This is a genomic window from Proteinivorax hydrogeniformans (assembly GCF_040515995.1).
Classification (GTDB): domain Bacteria; phylum Bacillota; class Proteinivoracia; order Proteinivoracales; family Proteinivoracaceae; genus Proteinivorax; species Proteinivorax hydrogeniformans.
Map to the genome: position 1 here is coordinate 1235123 of NZ_CP159485.1, position 19267 is coordinate 1254389.

A 19267-nucleotide genomic window follows, 5' to 3' on the forward strand; every position below is an offset into this window, starting at 1 on the left:
CAGTTAACAGACCAAATTACAATCGCTGTTATTGCCCGAGAAATTTAATTAACATAAGTTATTGCAATATATCTCCAAAATACTAGCGTATGCTACCCAATCTGCCAAAAGAATTCTTGTTTCGACACCGACTTACAACGAAAGGTAATCGGACTAGTTTTATAAAAGAAATGCATAAAAAAAAGCCCTTGAATTCAAGGGCCTTGCGTTATATCAAATTGTAAGTTTATGAATGGTCGGACTGACAGGATTTGAACCTGCGACCCCCACACCCCCAGCGTGGTGCGCTACCAAACTGCGCTACAGTCCGAGACCTATTGCAATGCAACAATAATTAATATACAATAGTTTCAAAGATTTGTCAATACTAGTAGTGTGGAAAAATAAGCTATAAGATAGAAAAGAAAAAATGTTAGGAAGTGAAAATCATGAAAAAAATAGAACTTTACACCGACGGCGCATGTTCTGGAAATCCTGGCCCTGGTGGCTATGGGGTTGTGCTGAAGTATAAAGACCATGTAAAGGAGCTATCCCAAGGCTATGCTTCAACAACCAACAACAGAATGGAGCTTATGGCGATAATCAAAGGATTGCAATCATTAAAAGAAAGCTGCGATGTTGAAATTTATTCAGATTCAAAATATATAGTAGATGCAATCAATCAAAAGTGGGTTTTTAAATGGAAGAACAACAACTGGCTTCGATCCAAAAATAAACCCGCCCTAAACTCCGATCTGTGGAAAGAGCTACTTGAACTTATGGATAAACACAATACAGAATTTAACTGGGTCAAAGGTCATGCTGGTCACCCTGAAAACGAACGGTGTGACAAGTTGGCAACCTCTGCTATTAAAGAACCACCTTTATTAGAAAAGGATATAGTTTAGCTAACCTTTTTTTCTAATTCATCGGCTATACTATGATACTTTTTTACCACATCTGTATTTTCTTGCTCATAGTTTAACACAATAGTATTTAAATCCTTAATTACTAAATCATCTAGTTCTCGCAAAGCAAATTGATATATAGCTTTATCTTCTTTGTCAATATGTCTTCTTAAAAGGTCTGTATAGCCGATAGCATTAGCAATAATGTCAACCCGCGCATTGTCATCACCTTGTCTATGCATTCGTAAAGCTTCCTCTAAGTTACTTATAAACAATCTACCCAAATCGTGCTCTGCATACATACCACTTAGAGGTTCCTTGACAACCTCGTCAGTTAGATGCTCGTGCATCAAAGAAAATAACATATCTTCTTCTTTACCGTGATGATGCTTATCAGCAAAATTTCTTACAAAGTCAATAGCATCAGTAAAGAAATCATAGTCAACATCGCTTTTGTCCAAAAGCTTGATAGAACCCTTGCGTATAGCCGATAACACCTTTTTAATAACCTCATGTTCTTCTATCATTAAATCAATCGCGTTCATTTTTATCCCTCCATTATTTTTTAAAAAAAGTTAGTAGACAATTGCAAAATAAAAATATCCTTAAAGAAATTTTTTATAGATAACCTAAAAGTCGGCAAGTCATCTGATGCTTGCAGCGAAATCTGCAATTTTATATTTGTTAATCTGTTTTTAGTTTATACAACACTGAACTATTTATAAATGATTAGAATCACATTAGTGCAAAATACCTTTTTTGCCATTAAAATACTAAGATGGTATACTTTTGATATATGGTGTAATAATATTACATTATTTAAATATTAAGTATAAAGGAGGTTTTTAGATGCCTGATACTATCGATAAAACTTTAAATCAATATGAAGAGTATGTTAACCCAGCTATGGCAAGATTATTTAAGTTTATGGGACTAGCAACTACAGAAGAAAAAGCAGAAGGAATATACATCTATGACAACGAAGGCAAAAAATATATAGACTGTCTAGGGGGATATGGCTCTATTAATGTTGGCCACCGGAACAAAGAGGTAGTGGAAGCGGTAAAATCACAGTTAGATAAAATGGCGCTTTCATCTAAAATACTTATCAACAGACCGATGGCTCAACTAAGTGAAATGTTAGCAGAAATCACCCCTGGTGATCTAAAATACTCATTTATCTGCAACAGCGGCACTGAGGCTGTTGAAGGAGCGTTAAAGCTTGCTAAGATTGCTACAGGAAAAAAAGAAATTATCGCCACAAAAGGAGGGTTCCATGGTAAATCTCTAGGAGCTTTAAGTGCCACAGGAAGGGATTTATTTAAAGAACCCTTTAAGCCACTACTTCCGGGCTTTAAGCATGTTCCTTTTGGAGATATAGAGGCCGTTAAAGAGGCAGTGTCCACCGATACCGCTGCTATCATTATAGAAATAATACAAGGGGAAGGTGGGGTTATACTACCGCCAGATAATTACATAGAAGAACTTCGCAAGCTTTGCGACAAAGAAAAGATCCTGCTGATAGCTGACGAAGTTCAAACGGGAATGGCTAGAACAGGAAAAATGTTCGCCTGCGAGCATTATAAAATAACTCCCGACATTATTTGTCTAGCAAAGGCTTTAGGCGGAGGAATTATGCCAATAGGTGCGTATGTGGCTACAGATAAGCTTTGGCAACATTATATAGATGCACCTATGCTTCACACATCTACTTTTGGTGGCAATCCGCTAGCATGTGTCGCTGCCATGGCAACTATTAACTATATCGAGAAGAATAACCTTATAGAAGATACTGCAGAAAAAGGGGCATATTTCTTGCAGGGTTTAAAAAAGCTACAAGAGAATTACCCTGAGTTAATTGAAGAATCAAGAGGAAAAGGTCTGCTTTTAGGCCTTGAATTCACAAAGGAAGGTATAGGAGGAATGTTAATGAGCGAGGCTATCCAACGTGGTCTTTTAGTAGCCTATACCTTAAACAACGAAAAAATAATTCGAATAGAGCCACCGTTGACCATTACAAAAGAAGAAATAGATAAAGTGCTATCTATATTAGAAGAAAGTTTAAAAACTACTCAGCCTTTTGCTGAAGCCTTATAAAGGAGGAGAACTATGCCGTATATTGAAACCAGTGTAAACATAGAAACAGAGGATATAGATAAAGTTTATAAAATTGTTAGCGACATGGAAGGTTATTCAAACTTTATGGAAAACGTAAACTCTGTAGAAGTGCTAGAACGCGGGGAAGATTATACCATAACCCATTGGAAAACAGAGCTAAAAGGCAAGCCTTTTAACTGGAAGGAAAAAGACATTTTTGATCCAAATAACTTTACAATTACTTACTCCTTAGTTGAAGGGGATCTTAAAAAGTTTGAAGGCAGTTGGAGGTTAGTTAAAGAGGGTGAACAAGTCAAGGTTACCCTAGATGTAGATTTTGAGTTTGGGGTTCCTATGATAGCATCATTATTAAATCCAATTGCAAAGATTATAATAAAACAAAACTGCGATGATATGCTCACTGCTATCAAGCAAGAAATAGAAAATTCCTCAGTAGCTTAGCTATTGAGGAATTTTTTTAATTGCAAAAACTATCCTAGTTAAATACTTTTACACGTTCCAGTAAATAATACAAAAAAAGGAGGACTACAAATGACTGCAGGGGCAATAGGTTTTAGTTTATTGTTATTAGGACTATTATTAGTAGTTGGTAAATGGATAAGGGTAAAGACTCCGATTTTACAGAACTTATTTTTGCCTAGCTCGCTGATAGCAGGGTTTTTGGCTTTAATATTAGGTCCAGAAGTTTTAGGGAACCTAGATTTATCTTCTATATTTCACTGGTTTGAGGCAGGGGTTTTTCCAGCTCATAGTATAAGGACTTGGAGCGCTTTGCCATCATTAATGATAAATGTAGTATTTGCCGCACTATTTTTAGGAAAAACGCTACCCAGCATAAATAAAGTTTGGGAACTTGCAGGGCCACAGGTAGTGTTAGGATATATTATTTCCTTTGGACAATATGTAGTAGGGCTACTGCTTGTAATTTTATTTCTAGGCCCTGTTTTTGGAGTAAGTCCCTTAGCTGGAGCACTTATTGAAATAGGTTTTGTAGGAGGACATGGTACAGCAGCAGGTCTAGGTGATACCTTTGTGGAAATGGGATTTGAAGATGGCGAAGCACTGGCCATAGGTCTTGCAACAGTAGGAGTGTTAGGGGGTGCGATGATAGGAATAGTTTTAATAAATTGGGGCATTAGACAAGGTAAAATCAAGACAAAAAACAATGTAGAGTCTAGAGATGAGGCAGAGAGAAAAGGGCTTACAGAGTTAGACCAAAGGCATCCAGCAGGATTTTTGAGCACTAGAGCAGAGTCTATAGAGCCACTTTCGCTACATTTTGGCTACATTGCCATATCAATTTTAATTGGATTTGCAATTTTGCAGGCATTTATCTGGCTAGAAGCAGTTACTTGGGGTGCTGCTACGGGAGTGTATTTATTTGCCTATGTGCCATTATTTCCTTTAGCAATGCTAGGAGGGATAATCACCCAGTATGTGCTAGATAAAACAGATAGATATAACACGCTAGATACAGACTTAATTACCAGGATTCAAGGACTAGCGCTAGATATCCTTATAGTAGGTGCTTTGGCCACGTTACAACTTTCAGTCATTGCCGATAACATAGTGCCTTTTACAGTTTTAGCTTTAGGAGGGATTTTATGGACTGTATTTGGCTTTTTAGTACTTGCCCCTAGGATATTACCCTCATACTGGTTTGAAAGAGGAATAGGAGACTTTGGACAGTCTATGGGAGTAACTGCAACAGGACTGATGCTAATGAGGGTAACAGACCCCGAAAATAAGTCCCCAGCCTTAGAAAGCTTTGGCTATAAGCAACTGCTCTTTGAACCATTTGTAGGAGGAGGCCTATTTACAGCAGCCTCAGTCCCACTAATCCACCAATTCGGCGCCACAAGCATACTAATATTCACAGGCTCAATCACGCTGATACTGTTGCTGTTTGGACTTTTTTATTTTAGGAGATAGGAGATAGGAGATAGAAGATAGGAGATAGAAGATAGAAGATAGGAGATAGAAGATAGAAGATAGGAGATAGGGGATTGGGGATAGGAGATAGGAGATAGGGGATAGGAGATAGGAGATAGGGGATAGGGGATAGGGGATAGGGGATAGGGGATAGGGGATAGAAGATAGAAGATAGAAGATAGAAGATAGAAGATAGAAGATAGAAGATAGAAATGGATAAAAAACTAGTGAGCATTTTATGCTCACTAGTTTTTTTGACTAGAACTCCTGCCCACTAACCAACCTTTTGCTAACCAACTAGGGCCAGGTACTCACAATATTATCCCGGGATTTTGGGTGGTGATCAACTGTTTCACCAATGCTTGTGCTTTATGGCTTATGGGTCGCCAGTAATGGGGGGTACTGTCTCTGCAAACCAGTTAGGGACGGCCCAAAGCCATAAAACCCTTCACATGGTTTAAAAACGCTTCCCACCAATCAAACCCTAAAATAATATTATGAGCACCTTAAGTGGGCAGATCAGGAAACAGGGATGTGAGATGGTGTAAATGTCATAATGAGTTTTTATTAAAACAGGGTCTTTCCAATATGGGTACGATAAATGAACGGGTTTGGACCCAGCATGTAGCTTATTTCGTGATGTTTACCGTGGCCAATTAAGGTTTTAGGGTCTTTTAAACTCCTTTTCAACTAGGGCCAGGTACTCACAATATTATCCCGGGATTTTGGGTGGTGATCAGCTGTTTCACCAATGCTTGTGCTTTATGGCTTATGGGTCGCCAGTAATGGGGGGTACTGTCTCTGCAAACCAGTTAGGGATGGCCCAAAGCCATAAAACCCTTCACATGGTTCAAAAACGCTTCTCGCCAATCAAACCCTAAAATAATATTATGAGCACCTTCAGAGGGCAGAGCAGGACAGGAATCAAAGATAGCCATATCTTAAGCCTCTCCCTCGAAGAGGTAAGGGTTGACCTCTGTGTCAACCCATCAGCAAATGGCTACCCAATATGGCAATGACCACCAAACTCCGACCTCAAATTACTTATTACCACTACTCATGTAGCTATTTCGTAATCATTACCGTGGCTGATTAAGTAGAAAGTGGAAGGTAGAAAGTTGGAGAGTAGAAAGTAGAAAGTGTAAGCTGGAGTTCGTTTTGTGGGTCTTGCGCCCTTGTGGGCTAGATCCTTCGGAGTGCCTCAGGATGACATTATAAATTAATAAGGGTTCCTATTTTGTTTATAGTGGTGTAATTGCTCGTGTTTTACCGGGTCTTTCAGATCTGGACACATACATGGATGGGGTTGGACCAAGCATGTAGCTTATTTCGTAATCATTACCGTGGCCAATAAAGGTTTGTGTCTTTAGGTTTTAGATACCAACCTCCGACCTCAAATTACTTATTACCACTACTACATTGTCACTTCCAAAAAAGGATTTCAGCCTCTAAACATCGAATAACTATCCGAACAACTTAATACAGGAGGCCTACATAATGTTAGATCAGCATAACTATAATGAATTTATGTCAAAAATATTTAAACTTACAGGAATTGACCTAAGCAGCTATAAAGAAAAACAGATGAAAAGACGTCTAGATTCCCTTATAGAGAAGAAGTCGCTTAACACCTATGATGAGTACATAAACCTAATAAAAACCTCACCAACGGACTTAGAAGAGTTCTTAGACAGAATGACCATCAACGTATCAGAGTTTTTTAGAAATGGAGAGAGGTGGGAGGTTTTAGATCAAAAAATACTTCCGCTTATAACAGCTGGTACAGATAAAATAAAAGTATGGAGTGCGGCATGCTCGACGGGACAAGAACCATATTCACTTGCCATGCTTTTTGAGAGCCAAGGGTTAAAGTACGAGATATTAGCTACTGATTTAGATGAAAAAGTTTTAAACAAAGCTAGACAGGGTAAGTTTAACATTAAAGAAAAAGAAGGTATACCAGAAAAACACCATAAATACTTAAATATAAATGGCGAAACCTTTACCGTAGATCCTAAGCTAAAAAGGTATATAAAATTTCAAAAACACAATCTTTTAGAAAACTCCTACCCCACAGACTTTGACTTAATACTTTGCAGAAATGTAATGATCTATTTTAAGGAGTCAACTAAAAAAGAAGTATACAAAAGATTTAACCAATCATTAAAGGATAACGGAATATTATTTGTAGGCAGCACAGAACAAATATTTTTCGCCAGCAACCTATCGTTTAAATCACTAGACACATTTTTTTATAAAAAAGTTAACTCATAGGGGATAGGGGATAGGAGATAGGAGATAGGAGATAGGAGATAGGAGATAGGGGATAGAAGATAGGGGATAGAAGATAGGGGATAGAAGATAGGGGATAGAAGATAGGAATGGAAAAAAACTAGTGAGCATTTTATGCTCACTAGTTTTTTGACTAAAAAGCCTTGAACTCATGTCTAACTGTCCAACTTTCTGCCAACCAACTTTCCGCTGACTCTAAAGCAGAACCAATATAAAAGCAACTGGCCGCGTAAACGTATAAACTTGCTTATTCTGCTGGGACAAAGGGCATGTTTAAAACTTGCTAACTCTGCTGGGTCTGGAAACAAATGGTTTTAGCTAAACTGCAGTAGCATTTGTATTTTATACCTGCTGTATTTAAAACCGGGTCTTTCCAATATGGATACCACACATGAATGGGTTTGGACCCAGCATGTAGCCAGTATCGTAATCATTACAGTGGCCAATTAAGGTTTTATGGTCTTTAAAGTATGTTAAATTTCCGACTTAATATCACCTAACATTATTTAATTGTAAATTGTAAATTCGCCTTTGAACTCCTGTACAGAAATCATCGAATTCCGGGCTTTTAGGTGGTGGTCAGCTGTTAACCATATTAGATGGGGCGATACAGAGGTCGCCCCCTACTCGCGTGGAGGGAAGGGGGCTCTTATAGCCCAGAATCAGAAACCTGCATCCCTCGAAGAGGTAGGGGTTGACCTCTGTGTCAACCCATCAGTAAATGGCTAGCCAATATGGCAGTTCTCCCAAACCCGCAACTAAAGTCTAGGGTGTTATGTTCTTTGTTGCCAACTCCGACCTCAAATTACTTATTACCACTAGTATCGTAATCTTTATCGTGGCCAATTAAGTTTTATCGTTGATGAAGTGGAAGGTGGAAGGGTGGAAGCTGGAGTTCGTTTGGTGGGTCTTGCGCCCTTGTGGGCTAGATCCTTCGGTGTGCCTCAGGATGACATTATCAATTAATAAGGGATCCCTATTTGTTTATAGTGGTTTAATTGCTCGTGTCTTACCGGGTCTTTCCAATATGCTCACCACATATGAATGGGTTTGGACCCAGCATGTAGCTTATTTCGTAATCATTACCGTGGCCAATTAAGTTTTTTGTAGTATGTACTAACTTCGGAAGGGACTTTTCAATTTGCAAGTTTAAAGTTTGAATTCCTAACCAACTGCTTCATATAAAAACAAAAAAAATCGCGTTAAGATTATATCTTAACGCGATTTGTAGGTAGAATTTTGGTGAGCCATCCGCGATTCGAACACGGGACACCCTGATTAAAAGTCAGGTGCTCTACCGACTGAGCTAATGGCTCTCATATTTAGGCAAAAAAAAATGGCTGGGCCGGCAGGACTCGAACCTACGCATGCGGGAGTCAAAGTCCCGTGCCTTACCGACTTGGCGACGGCCCAACATTATGGTGGAGAGGACTGGATTCGAACCAGTGAAGGCGGAGCCAGCAGATTTACAGTCTGCCCCCTTTGGCCAACTCGGGAACCTCTCCATGTTTTGGAGCCGGCGATGGGACTCGAACCCGCAACCTGCTCATTACAAGTGAGCTGCTCTGCCAATTGAGCTACGTCGGCCTGTTCCTTCATTGGTCGGGGCGGAGGGATTTGAACCCCCGACCCTCTGGTCCCAAACCAGATGCGCTACCAAACTGCGCTACGCCCCGACAACGATATTTAGTATAAAACATTTTTTGATCATCGTCAAGGGTTAAAACAATTTTTTTAAGAAAAAACATTAACTTTTATCTAATAGTATTATTCCACATAAATTAGTTTTTATAATGTAAAAGATTTCTAGAAATTTTTAATGGCATCCCAAAATCCAGACCACATTTCCTTAGAAAAGAGGTTATACTCTATACGATCGCCTGGTAGGTTATACTGAACCACCATTTCATCGCCTTCAACACTTCTTACCTTATCACCATTTACAGTTAGGTATCTTTGGATAACAACATCATCTTCATCTTTAACAGTTTCGTACCCCACATCAAAAGAAGAAGTTGAACCATCGTGAGACTTTACAGATAAGGTTGCAGTATCTCCATCTCTATCTTTTACAACTTCAGCGGCAAGCTCTTCATTTTTTGTCCAATTAAAACTCACTATATAGCCTTCTTCAGATTCTTCGCTCTCGCCCCATACAGCTGACACTGTATTTAGCACAGGATCAGTCCTTACATCTCCTGCCTCCCAAATGTAACTAATTCCAACCTGCATCCCAATAGTGAATAGCACAACACATAAAACAGGAATCCAAGTAAATCTTAAGATTTTTAAAAGCACCGGATTCATTTTTATTCTAACTTTTCCATTATTTTTGTTTGTTTTATTTGTTTCAGTTTGTCGAGTCATAAAAACTCACCTCCATCTATAACATTATACTGAATATATAAAAAAACATCAATATCTTAGGGGGGAAGACTTTGATAAATAAAATATATAGAAGACTAAAAATAATTGTCATTCCAACTGCTTTAGCTTTACTGGTTGTTTTTATGATAGATAGCCCAAACCCAGTAAGCGTATGGAACGACGATTTTATTGATAGAAATCAAAAGCCAAATAAACCTTATTATTACTATTTACAAATCTTCAATGTTAATGATAGCCCGTTAATAATAGTAAATACAAGAAACAAAGAGCATCTAATATTCTTAGGTGGCTACGACGATCTAAAATCTTTTAATATCAACTTAGAAGAATTTTCTTCTATCTATATTTATAAGCCACAAGACCTTAAAAAGTTTGACATACTTACTATTGGCAGTCACCTAACTCTTAGCGAAAATTCTTATATTGATGTTATAGACCCAAACGCCATAATGATAAAAGCTAATAGATTAAACTTTTTAGTTATCGGAGAAGAAGCATGCTTAGAAAATCTAGATATGTACCATGACTTTCAATTTGTTATCTCAGACAGCACCGAATTATATCCATGGTCTATGGATAAATTTACGTTAGAAAACTTTTTCTACACTGGCCCTGTGGAAAATAGCTCTACCGATGAAACTTTTATAGCAGTTTCTCAGGAAAACTATATAAATATAATTAGTGATGGCAGTACTTTGGAAATTTTCCAAAAAAATATAAAATAAAGCAGGAGAACAGCAAAAAATACAGAATATTACTGATTGTGATAATGTGGTTATTAGATGAGGGTGTGATTTCTTGAGTAAATTAAAAAAAATAAACGAATTTCTTTCTATTGTTTTTTTTGTTTGTCTTGTGGTGTATATTTTAAGCACTATATTTGTAAATACACCGTCTTTTGCTAATATAACCCAAATTATTTTCTTAGTAATGATTCTTGTGGCTGTGGATATGTATAGGGCTAGAGTTTACGGCTCACTTTTTGTAGCTTTTGATATGCCGTTAATAATTAGCAGTTTTTTTATAATTAATGACGGCATTTTCCCGGCAGTTACCGCTTATACCATAACCTTAACTATTTCAGCACTTTTAGACAAAAACGACTTGGGCATTAGACATATTAAGTTGGTAGGGCGACAGACTTTTCCTTTAATAATAGCTGGAGTGATCTATACCCTGTTTTCTTCATACTATAGCAATACAATGCTACTTGTGTTTTTAACTCTTTCCACCTACGCAATTCTTAATCACTATATTTTGCACCTAAATGTGTACGCCCACACTAAGACTAAATTAACTAGCATTATAAACCTATCTTGGGCACTTACATTTTACATAGTTCAGTTTATGGGTATTTTAGCAATCATTGAATTACATCAGGCGTTTTTAAATAATGGTCTTTTACTTTCTATATCTGGTGTAATTTTAGGATACGTTCTTTGTATAGCCTGTATTCTAAAGCTTAATGGCGCTATGGATATCGGCAAAAATAAAAAGATTTACAAAGAATCCCTAAACTATTTTATAGAAACTAATAATTACGGATTTATAGCCCTAGATAAAAGGAATAACATCCTAGCTTTTAATGACAAAATATTAGAAATTGCAAACACCACATCAAAAAACGTTATTGGCAAACCAGTGACAGAAATATTTCCTAACACATTCTTAGGACGTTACATTGACAGTTGCCAGGGGATTCAAGATTTTGTTGACCACTATTTTGACTCTGAAACTGATAAATACTACAGTCTTAACTACCTAAAAATAGAGTCAGAAAATAGACCTTTAAAAGACAAGTTAGTGTCCTCAATAATTCTAATTAAAGATGCTACAGAAGAGATGGCAAAACAAGAAGAAGAAAGTATTAGAAATAAGCTTGAATCTTTAGAACAGTTGGCAGCAGGTACCGCAAATGAGATGAAGAACCCATTGACGGTAGCCCTTGGATTTTTGCAGCTTGCTAGGCAAAATGTTGAAAAGGGCGAACTTGAAAGGGATACGTTATTATATTATTTAGACAATATAGATGAATCCCTTAAACAAACCGATACAAGCTTAGAGCGACTGACTATAACTGCAAACAGTTCACTTAATAAAGCTAGGCTTAAATGGATAAACATGTCAAAGCTACTACAAGACCTCATTAAACAGTACCAAGTTAGATTCCCTAACATTGATTTTAAGTTAAATGCCCCTGAGTTAAAAGCCCTAGTTGAGCCTAGACTTATAAACATATGTCTAAACTACATAATGGAAAATGCGGTAGAAGCAATTATGGAAAAAGAAGGCGCTGGGAAACTTGATATACAAGGGTGTATAAAGGGAAATGATATAAAGATTGAAATAATAGATGATGGTGTAGGAATAGAAAAAGATAAATATTTAAAAATCTTTGACCCTTATTTTACTACTAAAGATAACAACAATCATGGATTAGGACTTTATTATTGCAACTGTATTATCAATAAGTTAAAAGGAAATATAGAGGTTATTTCAAAACTAAACCAAGGTACTAAAGTCATAATAACTTTGCCCGTAGATTTAAATGACAAATTAAATTAAAATACTTTTACAACTTAAGCATCTTTTATCAAGTTTTTAATAGTAATTAATAAAAGCTTGATAAAGGTGGGGGAAAAACATGATATTAAAGCTAATCGATGAAAGCCAACTGTCTGTTGATGTTAAAAACGACTATGTTGTGGTTTTTTTTAAGCAGCACCCAGATGTTTATTTGGGAAAGCAGAAAATTGATTATGTAGATGGTGACGTTGTAGAAAAATTTAGCACAATGCCTGGCGACTTAATAGACGAAAAGTACTTTAAGCTTTATGATGGTATTGTTTATATCGGTGGAATTATAAGTCCGATTAAATGCTATTCCTGTAGCAAAAAATTATACTATGATGAATACACTGTTCATGAAGAAGCTATCCAATGCTTCTATTGTGGTCAGTCAATAAAAATAAAAAAGAGCAGCTCGTTAAACGACTTGTTACTATAAAAAACCAATATTAAAGGGAGAACTTTTAAAGTTCTCCCTTTTCCATCATTTGTTTTTGTGCGTCTCTGATTATAGACTTAACCATTGCTCCTCCAATTCTACCACCAATTTTACCACATTCATAAGAACTCATATTTCCCCAACCCACGTTTTCTATTTTTTGCTTTAGACCTAGCTGATCTGCAACTTCGTACTTAAACTGGTCTAATACTTCCTCTGGAAGTATGCTCCTTCTGCGTCTTCTTGCAGCCATCTAAAACCACCTCCTAGGTATATTTTCTGCTTTTAATTACAATACTATCCTAGAAGATAATTACTCTTATCCCTGCAAAAACAAAAAAGCGCCCTTTACAGGCACTTTTCTTGTTATTGAGCAGTGTCAGCGTCTGGTCTAACTTCTCTTATAATGTTATTTATTTCCTCAAGTAACTGGCTTGTCGGCTCTCCACCTCGCTGCTGATCAGCAACTCTGCCAATTCGCTCGGTTAAATCTGGATCAGCAGTTACAATTGCCTGTTCTATATTTTCGTGCTGTCCTTCTACTTCAGAAGTTACTTTATTTTTGATATCATCACTATCGTCAACTTCAGTTCTGATACCTATAAGAGCCATATTCCCCACAACAACCACGTCAGCTCTTTCTACACCCGCCATATTGCTAACGCTGTTAGCAATATCTTCAGCTATATTTTCCTCTGTCATCATACCATCATTTGGCCTGGTTTGGCCTTGATCAGGAAGCCGTTGTTGATCCGGGTTTTCGATATTTCTAGGTGACATATCGGGGTCGGTTGGGGTGTCTCTTTCAGTAGGTTGCATATTTTGGTTTTCCGGCTGCTCAGGAGCAGGTGCAGGACTAGGGTTGATTCTACAACCAACCAAAAGTGTCAAAGACAATACAAGAACTAATATCAAGACAATCTTGATATTTTTCATTTTGTTAAACCTCCTTTATAATTAAACATGTTCATTTATATATTTTCCACCAAAGAAATCCGTTATACTGTGTAATAAAGTTAACTTTGTAAAATTTTTTCAAAAAAGGAGCTGAGTTGTATGAAAATACTTGTAACAAACGATGACGGTATATACGCAAAAGGCATCGATGCTCTAGTAAATCACTTAATTGACAAAGGGCATGATATTTATGTAGTAGCGCCAGATAGAGAAAGAAGCGCCAGTGGACAAGCAATTACCCTACACCATCCTCTGAGAACGACTAAAGTTTTAAAGTGGGATAAAGCTAGTGCATGGGCTGTCGATGGAACTCCCACAGATTGCGTAAAGCTAGGCTTATCTGAACTAATAGATGAAGAGGTGGATTTGGTGATATCCGGAATTAACCTCGGCCCCAATTTAGGAACAGATGTATTATACTCAGGTACTGTATCTGCAGCTATAGAGGGGGCAGTCTCTGGTGTCCCTGCTATAGCAGTTTCATTAGCGGGAACAGAAAAGCTAGATTTTTCATATAGTGCAAAAATAGCCTGTCATTATGCCGAGCTGATGCAGAAAAATAAAGTGCCTAAAGATACTCTTGTAAATATAAATGTTCCTACCGAAAAAGAGGATAAAATTAAAGGAATAAAATATACAACCTTAGGCAAAGTACGTTATAACAACCCATTTCAAAAAAGAGAAGACCCTAGAGGAAGACCATATTACTGGCTATCAGGCGAAGTTAATCAAGACATAAGCAATGAAAAGTCTGATGTGTACGCTGTATCAGAAAACTACGTCTCGATATGTCCAATACACTTTGATTTTACAAATTATAGGTTGTTAGAAATTATAGAAAAATGGAAATAGCAACTTGCATAAACTTGAAAAATTACATAAAAAGAAATATAATAAGCTTGTCAGATGTCTTACAACAATACATGAAAGGGGAGTTAAGTAAATGAACTTTGATCAAAAATTAGCTAGCATGATTGACCATACTTTACTTAAAGCACAATCTACAAAAGAACAGGTGACAAAGCTCTGCAAAGAGGCAAAGGAGTATAACTTTGCCACCGTATGCGTAAACCCAAGTTACATAGAACAAGCTAAAAAGGAGCTTAAAGGAACAAATGTAGGGATTACTACGGTTATTGGATTTCCACTAGGTGCCTCAACATCTGAAACAAAAGCTTTTGAAACAAAAGATGCCATTGCAAAAGGGGCAACTGAAATAGACATGGTGTTAAATGTCGGACAAATGAAGTCTCAAAACTACGATTATGTCCAAGAAGATATTAAAGCAGTGGTACAAGCTGCAAATGGTGTTACGGTAAAGGTAATTTTAGAGACTTGTTATTTAACTGATGAAGAAATTGTCAAAGCATGTGAGTTTTCTGTGCAGGCAAATGCCAACTTTGTCAAAACTTCCACAGGCTTCGGTACTGGTGGTGCAACTAAAGAGCATATTAAACTTATGCGAGATACAGTAGGCCCTGAAATTGGAGTTAAGGCTTCAGGTGGGGTAAGAGATCAAAAAACAGCAAAAGAAATGGTTGATAGCGGAGCTACTAGAATAGGAGCATCTAGCAGCATAGACATTGTAAAAGGTTCCGCATCAGGAAATTCCGATTACTAAAATTGTTACACACAAGTTACAAAACAGAGTCCGGTCAATAGAGGGCTCTTTTTTTATTGCAAAAAAGTTACAAAAAAGAAGGAATCTTATCGTTTTTGTAGAATATTCTAATAACAAAGAGTTATAGAGGAGGGGTTTATGTGAAAAAAATATGGTTTTTATTATTAGTATTAACTCTGCTATCAACATTAGCGATAGGTTGTGGGCCTAGCGAGCCTGTGGAAGCAGAGGATCCTCAAGAAAAAGAGGAGGAGCAGGTCGATGAAAATGCAGAGTTTATCCCGTTGGTTGTTGACTCCTTAAAACTTACGATAGATGTTCCGCAAAAAGGATGGGAAAATACTCGCTCTAGAGCAACGTTAGAAGAGTTTGAAGATGATAATGGTCATTTTGAGATATGGTTTTCCACCACACATCCTAACGTGAGGAGACTAACCGACGCTAGTGAAGATGCTATAGTAGATCTACAAGATGTTGAAGTTACTGGCCTTGATGAAAAAGCGGCCCATGTAAAGATAACTGCTACTGAAGAAGGAACAGATGTATATAAAGAACAACTATATTATGAATATGTAAATCCCGACAACGATCGTCATTACTATGTATTAATTACCATGACCTACCCTCAAGATGGAGATACTGAATACTATAGCGATAAATTTTCCCATATAATTAGCTCAGCCACCATAGGCAAGTAAAATGTAAAGGCTACCTCAAAAAGGAGGTGGCCTTTTTTAAATTCAAATATTAATTTTAAAGGGTTTTAGCAATGTTTTGTCGAAAAAAGTATTTTACAGAAAGCTTTACAAAAAACAAAATTTAATGTAGAAATGTACAACCAAATGGAGGAAAGACCATGGCACAAAAGCTATTTAATCAACCTAAAAAACGCAGTATTAAACCAAAGTTAATTTTCTTAAGTCTACTTTTTATTGTCGCAGCCCTAATTACAGGTTCATCGATGTTTTTTTCAACATCAGAACCATCTCTTCCACAGCCTCATGTATTTAGTTCTGACAGGGCCAATCATTTTGTTGGTTTTAAAGCAACTAATGATAGTGATAACAACCGAGTTTTGGCTTTTAAGTTCGCCAACTTAGATAATGAAAAAGTACAAGTGCATAACAACGATGGAAAACTTATGCTAACAATCACAGACACTTACCATACCGAGGATTTTAGCGAGAAAACACACCTTTCAGATGTTGTTACTGTAAATCAGAATGCTTCAAACACTATCCAGTTTGCTTTACCTTTAGAGCGCCTTGGACCCTATAATACAAGAATTAGCGAGGATGGTATATTTATCACTAAACTAAATTGGGGCCTGGAGGGAAAAAACATTGTTATCGACCCTGGTCATGGCCAACCCGACGGAGGAGCTATCGGACCATCAGGTCTATTAGAAAAAGATGTAGTGTTAAATATATCTCTTAGGCTTAAAGAGATTTTAGAAGATAAAGGTGCAAACGTTCTATTAACAAGAGAGGGAGATTCAAGACCTTATCCTTCTTCATATTTGCAGGATTTATGGGAGAGAGTTTACATAGCAGAGGAGTTTGGAGCGCATGTAGTTCTTTCTATTCATAACAACGCCAGCGATTACCCTTATGTAGGAGGTATTGAAACTTTTTATCGTCCTAACACTTTGCAAGGTCACAATAACAAAAAGTTTGCCAAAACCATACAAAATCAGCTGACAAACGATTTAGGCCGTAGAGATAGAGGTGTACATTCAGCTAACTTTAATGTGTTAAGAAGTGAAGAATTCATAGGTGCATTAGTTGAACTTATGTTCATAACAAACCCAGAGGAAGAGCGTTTACTCTCAGACCCCCAGATGATAGAGAAAATAGCCCAATCATTGGCAGAAGGAATAGAGAACTTTTTTACTAATTAGTTCTTTTCATATCTCAATATTTCATGTATAATTTACCTTGTTTGTAGCAAGGAGGAGTAATAGTGTTTATCTTAGACGACAACAACAAAAAAGATACCATAATAAAACATCAGCTTTTAGAATTATATGTACCTCTTATAGGTTACGAGGCTGTATCTTTATGGATTTACTTAAAGCATTGTGTAGAAAACAAAAAGTCTTTATCCATAAAGGACCTATATTTACAGCTTCAAATGAGAGAAAGTACTGGCAAGACATCGTTAACCCTATTGAAAAAATACAAATTATTAGAAAAGAAAGACAATAAACTGGTTTTAAAAGAGCCTATGGCTACTGACCAGTTTATTAAGTTTGTAAAGGACAATGAGTATATAGAAATAGAGACCAAAAAACGATTCTTCACTTTACTAGACGACTATTTTGAGGAAGCCCAAAAAGAAGATACCAAAGATATAACCTATACAAAGCCACCTACTCAGCCTACAATAGCGCAAAAAGAAGACGAGATTGTGGCTAGGTTTATGTCAGAGTGTAATTTTAGGGGGACAAAAGAACTGCGTCAAAAGTTTGATTATTGGTTTGAGCAAATTAAAGATATCGAGCTTATGGAAGAACTTATCAGGCGAACCAAAAAGAAAGTGGAAATGTCCGGCATAAGAGGTTGTCCAAGTAACTATACAGATAAAATAGTCAAGGACTGGCAGTTAAAAGGTATTCGAACATTTAAAGACCTTTATGTTAAAGATGAAGAATTTAAACGAAACTGGAAAGTATATCGCATGGTTGAAAAAGAACTCAATAAAGACTACGATTCTTTAACACCTGAAGAACGGGCTATGGTTAATAGTTGGCTTGCCCCACAAAAAGGCCAAGGCTTAAGTGAGGACATTATAAAAGAAGGCATAAAACAAGTGATACGCAAAGGCTTGTATAAGGGGAAAGGTTCTCCAACCATTGCCTATATGAATAAGTGGATGAATAACTTAATTAAAGCAAACGTAAAAACTTGCGATGATGTAGAAAAGAACCTGTTCTATACAGATAAAAAACAGTCTGACGCTGCAACAAAAACTGGGAAAAAATACAGCCAGCGGCGGTCAAAATCTGAGTTAGAAGAAGCTATAGAAAAGAAAAAGGTTAGCTACGAAGGGGGTAATTAAAAATGAAAAAAAATCCTTACTTGCAAATGCTTGATAACGACAACTATTCTACTAAAATAGTTACTCAAAGAGATCATAAAAAAAAGCTAGAGGACATTTATAAAGCCCACCCTTCCTTAAAAAAGATGGAAGATGAGATTAGCTCTTTACAAAGTGACATAGCCAACCGATTAGCTATGAAGTTTAAAGGACAACAAGTAACGGATTTAGATGAGATAAAAGAAAAACTTGCCAAAGTAGTTAACCAAAAGAAAAGATATCTAACAAAATATTCAATTGAAACTAACTATAAAGAACCCAATTGGAAATGCGCAAAATGCCAAGATACCGGAAAAGTTTATAAAAAAAATCAGGTAGAACCATGCGCCTGCACTAAAGAAAATTTCAACGCGCTAAAACAAAAGTCAGCAGGCCTACCTCCTAAACTAGTAAATGCCACCTTTAAAAACGCCGATTTTTCGCTTTATCAAGACGAAGATAGAGTACAGGCTCTAAAGGTTTATAGACAGGTAAAAGACTACCTAGATACGCTAACGGAATCTATAAAAGAAAAAGGTGCTTTTTCCGATGGTTTATATATTTATGGGAAAACCGGCGTAGGCAAGACCTTCCTTTTAGGCTGTGCTGCCAACTATTTACTTCAAAGGCAAGTTGCCGTTAAGTACTTAGTTTATGCAGATCTATTAGACCGCATCAGACAGACATATAGCCAAGAAAGCGGAGAAACTGAGTCACAAATACTTCGCAAAATAATAACTGTGCCTGTACTTTTGATAGACGACTTAGGGATGGAAAAAAATACCGAGTTTTCGCAAAAGTACCTAGGACAGATTATAGACAGCAGATATCGGAATCTACTCCCCACTATTATCACTTCTAATTTTACCTTGTTAGAACTAGAAGAAAGGACAAGAAATGACATGTATGGAGAGAGAGTAATTTGGAGATGCGTTGAAACAAGCAACATTTTAGAATTAACAGGCAATCTACGCCGACCAAACTAAC

At 36.9% G+C, this 19267-nt stretch carries 18 protein-coding genes and 6 tRNA genes; 14 read left to right on the plus strand and 10 right to left on the minus strand.

Annotated features, from left to right (window positions below; translation table 11 throughout):
• Positions 1 to 233: 233 nt before the first annotated feature.
• Positions 234 to 310 (minus strand) — tRNA-Pro (locus tag PRVXH_RS05950).
• A 118-nt stretch (positions 311 to 428) separates the two neighbouring features.
• On the opposite strand from PRVXH_RS05950, the gene rnhA reads away from it, so the two are divergent.
• Positions 429 to 887: a ribonuclease HI gene (rnhA, locus tag PRVXH_RS05955; RefSeq protein ID WP_353894391.1), complete on the plus strand. Its 459-nt coding sequence runs from the start codon at positions 429 to 431 to the stop codon at positions 885 to 887.
• Here the strand turns inward: rnhA and PRVXH_RS05960 are convergent.
• Entirely contained in the window at positions 884 to 1432 is a 549-nt protein-coding gene (locus PRVXH_RS05960) for a hemerythrin domain-containing protein (protein ID WP_353894392.1), read from the minus strand. The two genes, rnhA and PRVXH_RS05960, sit on opposite strands and share 4 nt — an antisense overlap.
• Positions 1433 to 1736: 304 nt before the next feature.
• On the opposite strand from PRVXH_RS05960, the gene PRVXH_RS05965 reads away from it, so the two are divergent.
• From PRVXH_RS05965 to PRVXH_RS05980, 4 genes are all read left to right on the plus strand, one after another.
• A complete protein-coding gene (locus PRVXH_RS05965; RefSeq protein WP_353894393.1) occupies positions 1737 to 2984 on the plus strand; it encodes an acetylornithine/succinylornithine family transaminase in 1248 nt (415 codons plus the stop codon).
• 12 nt (positions 2985 to 2996) lie between these two features.
• A complete protein-coding gene (locus PRVXH_RS05970; protein ID WP_353894394.1) occupies positions 2997 to 3446 on the plus strand; it encodes an SRPBCC family protein in 450 nt (149 codons plus the stop codon).
• Between the two features lie 90 nt (positions 3447 to 3536).
• Positions 3537 to 4937 carry a sodium/glutamate symporter gene (locus tag PRVXH_RS05975; protein WP_353894395.1) on the plus strand — a complete coding sequence of 467 codons (1401 nt, stop codon included), beginning with the start codon at positions 3537 to 3539 and terminating at the stop codon, positions 4935 to 4937.
• A gap of 1497 nt (positions 4938 to 6434) precedes the next feature.
• A complete protein-coding gene (locus PRVXH_RS05980; RefSeq protein ID WP_353894396.1) occupies positions 6435 to 7211 on the plus strand; it encodes a protein-glutamate O-methyltransferase CheR in 777 nt (258 codons plus the stop codon).
• A gap of 1258 nt (positions 7212 to 8469) precedes the next feature.
• On the opposite strand, the gene PRVXH_RS05985 is transcribed toward PRVXH_RS05980, so the two are convergent.
• The 6 genes from PRVXH_RS05985 to PRVXH_RS06010 form a co-directional block, all read right to left on the minus strand.
• Positions 8470 to 8545, minus strand: a tRNA-Lys gene (locus PRVXH_RS05985).
• Between the two features lie 21 nt (positions 8546 to 8566).
• Positions 8567 to 8642: transfer RNA gene (locus PRVXH_RS05990), tRNA-Gln, on the minus strand.
• Positions 8643 to 8648: 6 nt separating this feature from the next.
• A tRNA-Tyr gene (locus PRVXH_RS05995) sits at positions 8649 to 8734 on the minus strand.
• A gap of 6 nt (positions 8735 to 8740) precedes the next feature.
• A tRNA-Thr gene (locus PRVXH_RS06000) sits at positions 8741 to 8816 on the minus strand.
• Between the two features lie 12 nt (positions 8817 to 8828).
• Positions 8829 to 8905, minus strand: a tRNA-Pro gene (locus tag PRVXH_RS06005).
• 130 nt (positions 8906 to 9035) lie between these two features.
• Positions 9036 to 9596, minus strand: a complete 561-nt coding sequence (locus tag PRVXH_RS06010; RefSeq protein WP_353894397.1) for a hypothetical protein — start codon at positions 9594 to 9596, stop codon at positions 9036 to 9038.
• 71 nt (positions 9597 to 9667) lie between these two features.
• Between PRVXH_RS06010 and PRVXH_RS06015 the strand changes: the two genes are divergently transcribed.
• From PRVXH_RS06015 to PRVXH_RS06025, 3 genes are all read left to right on the plus strand, one after another.
• Positions 9668 to 10342, plus strand: a complete 675-nt coding sequence (locus tag PRVXH_RS06015; RefSeq protein WP_353894398.1) for a hypothetical protein — start codon at positions 9668 to 9670, stop codon at positions 10340 to 10342.
• Between the two features lie 73 nt (positions 10343 to 10415).
• Positions 10416 to 12182 carry an ATP-binding protein gene (locus PRVXH_RS06020; RefSeq protein ID WP_353894399.1) on the plus strand — a complete coding sequence of 589 codons (1767 nt, stop codon included), beginning with the start codon at positions 10416 to 10418 and terminating at the stop codon, positions 12180 to 12182.
• A gap of 79 nt (positions 12183 to 12261) precedes the next feature.
• Positions 12262 to 12624 carry a hypothetical protein gene (locus PRVXH_RS06025; protein WP_353894400.1) on the plus strand — a complete coding sequence of 121 codons (363 nt, stop codon included), beginning with the start codon at positions 12262 to 12264 and terminating at the stop codon, positions 12622 to 12624.
• A 25-nt stretch (positions 12625 to 12649) separates the two neighbouring features.
• Here the strand turns inward: PRVXH_RS06025 and PRVXH_RS06030 are convergent, their stop codons facing one another.
• The gene (locus PRVXH_RS06030) at positions 12650 to 12877 is read right to left on the minus strand and encodes an alpha/beta-type small acid-soluble spore protein (protein ID WP_353894401.1); all 228 of its coding nucleotides are present in this window, start codon (positions 12875 to 12877) and stop codon (positions 12650 to 12652) included.
• Positions 12878 to 12990: 113 nt separating this feature from the next.
• Positions 12991 to 13560 (minus strand): YhcN/YlaJ family sporulation lipoprotein, encoded by a 570-nt coding sequence (locus tag PRVXH_RS06035; protein ID WP_353894402.1) that lies wholly within the window; start codon positions 13558 to 13560, stop codon positions 12991 to 12993.
• A 120-nt stretch (positions 13561 to 13680) separates the two neighbouring features.
• Between PRVXH_RS06035 and surE the strand changes: the two genes are divergently transcribed.
• The 6 genes from surE to PRVXH_RS06065 all read left to right on the plus strand — a co-directional run bounded on the left by surE (position 13681) and on the right by PRVXH_RS06065 (position 19266).
• On the plus strand, positions 13681 to 14433 hold the full coding sequence (gene surE / locus PRVXH_RS06040; protein WP_353894403.1) for a 5'/3'-nucleotidase SurE: 753 nt from the start codon (positions 13681 to 13683) through the stop codon (positions 14431 to 14433).
• Positions 14434 to 14524: 91 nt separating this feature from the next.
• Positions 14525 to 15202 (plus strand): deoxyribose-phosphate aldolase, encoded by a 678-nt coding sequence (gene deoC / locus PRVXH_RS06045; RefSeq protein WP_353894404.1) that lies wholly within the window; start codon positions 14525 to 14527, stop codon positions 15200 to 15202.
• A 140-nt stretch (positions 15203 to 15342) separates the two neighbouring features.
• Complete coding sequence (locus PRVXH_RS06050; RefSeq protein ID WP_353894405.1) at positions 15343 to 15900, plus strand: hypothetical protein; 558 nt, start codon at positions 15343 to 15345, stop codon at positions 15898 to 15900.
• Between the two features lie 158 nt (positions 15901 to 16058).
• Positions 16059 to 17102 carry an N-acetylmuramoyl-L-alanine amidase gene (locus PRVXH_RS06055; RefSeq protein WP_353894406.1) on the plus strand — a complete coding sequence of 348 codons (1044 nt, stop codon included), beginning with the start codon at positions 16059 to 16061 and terminating at the stop codon, positions 17100 to 17102.
• Between the two features lie 62 nt (positions 17103 to 17164).
• A complete protein-coding gene (locus PRVXH_RS06060; protein ID WP_353894407.1) occupies positions 17165 to 18262 on the plus strand; it encodes a DnaD domain protein in 1098 nt (365 codons plus the stop codon).
• 2 nt (positions 18263 to 18264) lie between these two features.
• Complete coding sequence (locus tag PRVXH_RS06065; RefSeq protein WP_353894408.1) at positions 18265 to 19266, plus strand: ATP-binding protein; 1002 nt, start codon at positions 18265 to 18267, stop codon at positions 19264 to 19266.
• Position 19267 lies beyond the last annotated feature (1 nt).

Bases quoted from the DNA above. Each gene is read 5' to 3' on its own strand.
- rnhA (WP_353894391.1), top strand. From the start codon at position 429: ATGAAAAAAATAGAACTTTACACCGACGGCGCATGTTCTGGAAATCCT.
- PRVXH_RS05960 (WP_353894392.1), bottom strand. From the start codon at position 1,432: ATGAACGCGATTGATTTAATGATAGAAGAACATGAGGTTATTAAAAAG.
- PRVXH_RS05965 (WP_353894393.1), top strand. From the start codon at position 1,737: ATGCCTGATACTATCGATAAAACTTTAAATCAATATGAAGAGTATGTT.
- PRVXH_RS05970 (WP_353894394.1), top strand. From the start codon at position 2,997: ATGCCGTATATTGAAACCAGTGTAAACATAGAAACAGAGGATATAGAT.
- PRVXH_RS05975 (WP_353894395.1), top strand. From the start codon at position 3,537: ATGACTGCAGGGGCAATAGGTTTTAGTTTATTGTTATTAGGACTATTA.
- PRVXH_RS05980 (WP_353894396.1), top strand. From the start codon at position 6,435: ATGTTAGATCAGCATAACTATAATGAATTTATGTCAAAAATATTTAAA.
- PRVXH_RS06010 (WP_353894397.1), bottom strand. From the start codon at position 9,596: ATGACTCGACAAACTGAAACAAATAAAACAAACAAAAATAATGGAAAA.
- PRVXH_RS06025 (WP_353894400.1), top strand. From the start codon at position 12,262: ATGATATTAAAGCTAATCGATGAAAGCCAACTGTCTGTTGATGTTAAA.
- PRVXH_RS06030 (WP_353894401.1), bottom strand. From the start codon at position 12,877: ATGGCTGCAAGAAGACGCAGAAGGAGCATACTTCCAGAGGAAGTATTA.
- PRVXH_RS06035 (WP_353894402.1), bottom strand. From the start codon at position 13,560: ATGAAAAATATCAAGATTGTCTTGATATTAGTTCTTGTATTGTCTTTG.
- surE (WP_353894403.1), top strand. From the start codon at position 13,681: ATGAAAATACTTGTAACAAACGATGACGGTATATACGCAAAAGGCATC.
- deoC (WP_353894404.1), top strand. From the start codon at position 14,525: ATGAACTTTGATCAAAAATTAGCTAGCATGATTGACCATACTTTACTT.
- PRVXH_RS06055 (WP_353894406.1), top strand. From the start codon at position 16,059: ATGGCACAAAAGCTATTTAATCAACCTAAAAAACGCAGTATTAAACCA.
- PRVXH_RS06065 (WP_353894408.1), top strand. From the start codon at position 18,265: ATGAAAAAAAATCCTTACTTGCAAATGCTTGATAACGACAACTATTCT.